At 64.1% G+C, this 4,583-nt stretch carries 5 protein-coding genes and 1 pseudogene; 2 read left to right on the top strand and 4 right to left on the bottom strand.

Going from position 1 to position 4,583, the window contains the following annotated elements:
- Positions 1-130 (bottom strand): annotated as a pseudogene (locus ABZX75_RS33930) (IS3 family transposase); the annotation flags it as partial.
- A gap of 888 nt (positions 131-1,018) precedes the next feature.
- Here ABZX75_RS33930 and ABZX75_RS33925 point away from each other — a divergent pair.
- The gene (locus tag ABZX75_RS33925; RefSeq protein ID WP_355417980.1) at positions 1,019-1,426 is read left to right on the top strand and encodes a WhiB family transcriptional regulator; all 408 of its coding nucleotides are present in this window, start codon (positions 1,019-1,021) and stop codon (positions 1,424-1,426) included.
- Positions 1,427-1,507: 81 nt separating this feature from the next.
- On the opposite strand, the gene ABZX75_RS33920 is transcribed toward ABZX75_RS33925, so the two are convergent.
- The 3 genes from ABZX75_RS33920 to ABZX75_RS33910 all read right to left on the bottom strand — a co-directional run bounded on the left by ABZX75_RS33920 (position 1,508) and on the right by ABZX75_RS33910 (position 3,318).
- A protein-coding gene (locus ABZX75_RS33920; protein ID WP_355417983.1) for an IS5 family transposase occupies positions 1,508-2,427 on the bottom strand; the annotation gives its coding sequence in 2 pieces (ribosomal slippage) (positions 1,508-2,068 and positions 2,071-2,427; 918 coding nt in all).
- Positions 2,428-2,677: 250 nt separating this feature from the next.
- The gene (locus ABZX75_RS33915) at positions 2,678-3,004 is read right to left on the bottom strand and encodes a hypothetical protein (RefSeq protein ID WP_355417977.1); all 327 of its coding nucleotides are present in this window, start codon (positions 3,002-3,004) and stop codon (positions 2,678-2,680) included.
- Positions 3,001-3,318, bottom strand: coding sequence for a transposase (locus ABZX75_RS33910; protein ID WP_355417974.1), 318 nt, complete (start codon positions 3,316-3,318; stop codon positions 3,001-3,003). Before ABZX75_RS33910 ends, ABZX75_RS33915 begins: the two co-directional genes overlap by 4 nt.
- Positions 3,319-3,552: 234 nt before the next feature.
- Between ABZX75_RS33910 and ABZX75_RS33905 the strand changes: the two genes are divergently transcribed.
- The gene (locus ABZX75_RS33905; protein WP_355417971.1) at positions 3,553-4,497 is read left to right on the top strand and encodes a DUF1906 domain-containing protein; all 945 of its coding nucleotides are present in this window, start codon (positions 3,553-3,555) and stop codon (positions 4,495-4,497) included.
- The last annotated feature ends 86 nt before the right edge of the window (positions 4,498-4,583 follow it).

Here is a 4,583-nt window from a genome sequence, read left to right as displayed (position 1 = left end):
CCTGCCGCATCAGGCGGGCCACGCGGCGGCGACCGCAGCCGACACCCTCGCGTTTGAGGACGGCGTGGATGCGCGGGGACCCGTAAGTTGCGCGGGACTGCCCGTGGACATGTGTGATCCGTTCGGTCAGCTCCGCATCCCGCACCGAGCGGGGGCCGGGGATGTTGCTGCGGCGGGCGCAGGAGGTGGTGCGGGAGACCTGGAGCAGTCACACGCACGCTTAACGTTGTGACATGAAGTTTTCTCCGCCTCAAAGAACGGGCCCGTTCACGGGGTCTCCCTTGCGAAGAAGCCGTTGCGCGCTTGAGGACCTCCACGTCCTCCCCCGGCCTGCGATTCTCCCGCCGGAGCACGGCCAGTTCCTCGCGTTCGCTGCTGGTCAGGCCGTCTCGGTCGCCCGCCTCGACCTTGGCCTGCCTCACCCAGCCCCACACCGCGGTCTCGGTCAGGTCGAAGCTTGCGGCGAACGGTCACCCCGCCGGCACAGGCCGACGATCTCGACCTTGGACTCCGCCGTGAACGAGCGCCGAGGACGCGCTTCTTTTTCCCCATTCTCTCCATGATGAACATCATCCTTCCGGGATCGGAGCCCCTGATCTCAGATGTCCGTCAAAGCGAAGCAAGCCCAGTACAACAATCGCCGCCCCCACACTCGGATAGGAAGACTTCCCATTCCCTCCCGCGCCGAACGCGAAGCCAACTTCTATGCTGAACACCACCCTGCGCCCGAGGGCCCAGCCAAGAACTGAAGTCTCTACGAAACCCGGCACGCTTCACGGTTGTGTTCTGGTGGTGGTCCGTATGAGGGCTGTATCCTCGCCGCAAGCATGGGCAGAAATCATGCATGGTGGTCCCTGCCCGGCCGTAACCGACGGAAACCGGAAGCTGCAAGTTGTAGAGTTTCGATCGTTTTATGTGAAGCACTTGCGTGAGCCTTGCCCACGCATCTTGCTGCGCTCCCAGTGCCGACGCCCGGTCGGCTGTGCCCACCCCCACCAAGCCACCGAGACCTTTGCTGATGACGCCTCCCACTTCTAGCTCTCTCATCGACCCGATCTCCCGTCGGCGCCTGCCGGCCTATCTTCTTGGCCACGCTGGCTTGACCCGTTGGTACTGGCGAGGAGCCTGTCACGACGAGGACACCGAGCTATTTTTCCCCCAGGGACGCTTTCAAGAGGTCGAGGCTGAACCCGCCCGCAAGATCTGTGGTGCCTGCCCCGTCAGCACAGAGTGCCGTGAACACGCTGACACCCTGCCTGAGCCCTACGGAATCTGGGCTGGCACCACACCCCGCGAACGTGGTTGGGACAAATACGGCCGACGACTGAAGAAGAAGGCCCAGCCAAACGTTGGCAGCAACGGCGCGGGCGCCACCTCCACCGAGGCGGCTCCTACAGAGAGCGGAGGTCTCCCGCCTACGTCATGAGTCCTTCACCTCTGCATCCACCCGGCAAGGTCAGGAAACGCCGCTGCTTCCTTGGAAGGACCGTGCACCCTGAAGAACGAGCTAGGCAGTGTCTGATGGCTCTTTGACGAGGTCACGGAGCCAGATGACGATGGCCGCGGTGGCCAGGGTGCCGTGGAAGATGTAGTCGCGTTTGTCGTACCGAGTGGCGACGGCCCGGTGCTGCTTCAGTTTGCCGATGCAGCGTTCGACCGCGTTGCGTCGGCGGTACTGCTCGCGGTCGAAGACCGGCGGGCGGCCGCCGGCCCGGCCGCGTCGGCGGCGGTTGGCGCGTTGGTCGTCCGGCTGCGCGATCGTTGCCTTGATCCCGCGTTTGCGCAGGTAGACGCGGTTGGCTCGGCTGGAGTACGCCTTGTCGCCGCGGGCCCGGTCCGGTCGGGTGCGGGGACGTCCGGCCCCGGTGCGGGCCACGTTCAGTGCCTGCATGAGCGGGATGAACATCGGGCTGTCCCCGCGCTGGCCGGGCGAGGTCAGCCAGACCAGGGGCCGGCAGCGGTCGTCGGCCAGCAGGTGGACCTTGCTGGTCAGCCCGCCCCGGGGGCGTCCCAAAGCCTCACGGCCCTCTTCGTCCACACGCGCGCCGCCCCCTTTTCGGGGTGGTCGTCCGGGGGAGCGTGCCGGGCTCCGGCCGCGTGCTGGTGGGCCCTGCAGGTGGTGGAGTCGGCGTTGACCGCCCACGAGCCGTCCGCGTCCTGGGCGGTGGAGTCGGCACCGGCCTGCAACGCTCGCAGGATCCTCGACCAGGTGCCGTCGGCCGACCAGCGGCGGTGGCGTTCGTACACGGTCTGCGAGGTTCCGTAGCGTTCGGGCAGGTCATGCCAGGGGATGCCGGTCCGTGTCCGGTAGAGCGCACCGTTGATCACGGTGCGGTGGTCGGCCCACCGTCCACCCGGCCCGCCGGTCTCCGGAAGCAGCGGGGCGATGCGCGCCCACTGAGCGTTCGTCAGTTCATGCCGCCGCACCATGACGGACTCTTGCCCAGAACGGCAACAGATCCACCACCCGGGCAAGAGCCATCAGACACTGAGCTTGTTCAGTGTGGCCACCGATCGGGTGACACGACTCCCGTATATACGCAGGTCACAGGTGCCTCAAGCGCTTCGCTGAAGCTCAAGTTGAACAAGCTCACTGCCTAGCGGCCATCTCCCGCATCGTCATACGTCCGTGACCAGCTGCTTCTCGTCAAGACCGCGACTTTGAATCAGCCCTGGGTCAGGCCGCGGCGGCCGGTCCGCGCGGCTGTTCCCAGAGATGCCGTAATTCCGCATGACCCGCTCGACCCGCTTGTGATTGACGGGGTTTGCCGTGCCGGCGCAGTTCCGCGATGATATGCGGGACGCCGTAATTCCTCCGGGATGCAAGGTGGATCACCGTGATCTCGTGGACCAGGGCTTCATCGGCACGCTGCCGGGCCTCACGGGCCCCGGCTCCGCAGACCCAGGCGTAGTAGGTCGAGCGGCCGGTCTTCATAACCTTGCACAGCAGGACGATCGGGTAGTTCGCCTTCTCCGCGTGGATGAACCGGCATATCTCGCTCACCGGTCGCTCTCCTTCACGAAGAAGGCCGTCGCTTTTTTCAGGATCTCAATGGTTTTCGCCTGCTCAACGGTCAGCTTCCTCAGCCGCTTGAGCTCTTCGTCACGGTCGTCGGCCGCCTGGCCGGACCGCCCGGTACCGACGACGGTCCAGTCTCCCGCGTGGCATGGTCCTTCCGCACCCATCCCCGCAAGGGACTCCGGACTGATCCCGAGTTCCCGGGCGACCTCAGTCACGGTCCGGCCCGAGGACCGTACGAGTTCGACCGCGTCACGCTTGTACTCCTCTGAGTACCGCTTCGCGTAGTTACTTCCCACCCGGCACTGCTTCCCCTGGGCTCACACATCCCAGTCTCCAGGTGTCCACGATCAAGGGGAAGCTTCAGATGAGTGAGATCACCATGCCAACGAACGGGGGCTTCGCCATGTCACCCCCCAACCCAGCTGACCTGCCCTTTCACCCTCACAGAGCCAGGATGAAAGAGGTCCAGTCGGACTAACAGGGAAGCGTCAGCAGTGGCGGCACATCCGGGCCTAAAGTTGAGTGAAGGAATGCAAAAGATCTCACACCGGCGCAGGAGCGTTGAACTGCAATGGATCCGACTTGCCGTGTTCCTGGGGTTGTTATTGCTTTTAGCGCTCGGGCTTTTCGTGACCGTCCAGAACCACCCAGGAGACGTGACCCCGCGAGTCATTGACGCGCATCCTGGAGCACAAAACACGATCCCAGACGGAATGACCGTATTTCACGGGAGCGCCTTCGATACGTGTGCCACTCCTGCACTGTCGACGATGCGAGCGTGGGCCTCTTCCCCCTACCGTGCAGTTGGTATCTACTACGCTGGCCGGGGGCGAGGCTGCCTCAGCCAGAAGCACCTGAGTAAGGCATGGGTTCGAGAGGTTGACCGGGCCGGATGGAAGATCCTGCCAATCTTTGTCGGATCACAGGCGCCTTGCGTCTCCCTCTGGCATAAACGCGATACCATCATCGATCCGGAGGATGCCGAGATGGGAGCCCACGAAGCGGCAGAGGCTGTCGCCGCAGCCGGAAGGTTGGGGATCATGAAGGGTAGCGCGCTCTATCTAGACATGGAGTCTTACAACAAGAACGATACCCAGTGCGCGGAGACCACCATCAATTTCATTCGGAAATGGAGCCGCGGGGTGCGTGAGCTGGGCTACCTGCCTGGCTTTTACAGCAGTGCCGACTCTGGTGTGCGGCATCTCAGAAAGGCTCGCGATACCGATCCCAAAGACATGCCCGAGGCCATCTGGTTCGCCCGTTGGCGTGTGGATCCGTCGCTAACCGCTGAGCCAGCTCTTGGTCTCACCTCATGGCCCCACAACCGGCGTATCCACCAGTACGCGGGCGACATCTTTGAAGAACACGGAGGAGTCGGCATGCGCATTAACGCGAGCGTTATCCACGCGCCGGTGGCTACCCTCCACGCAGGGGCGCCTTCAGCGGCCCCTCACCCCGTCGGGGTGCAGGGCTGATTCAAAGTCCAGATGATCATGTTGGGTTGCTGGTCAGGCCAGGTCGGGGAGGTCCAGTGGGTGTGTGAAGGGGGCGTAGGAGGTTT

This window comes from Streptomyces sp. NPDC003038 (assembly GCF_040611115.1).
Classification (GTDB): Bacteria; Actinomycetota; Actinomycetes; order Streptomycetales; family Streptomycetaceae; genus Streptomyces.
Note: the sequence above shows the minus strand (reverse complement) of the source record. Positions and strands in the feature narration are given on the sequence as shown.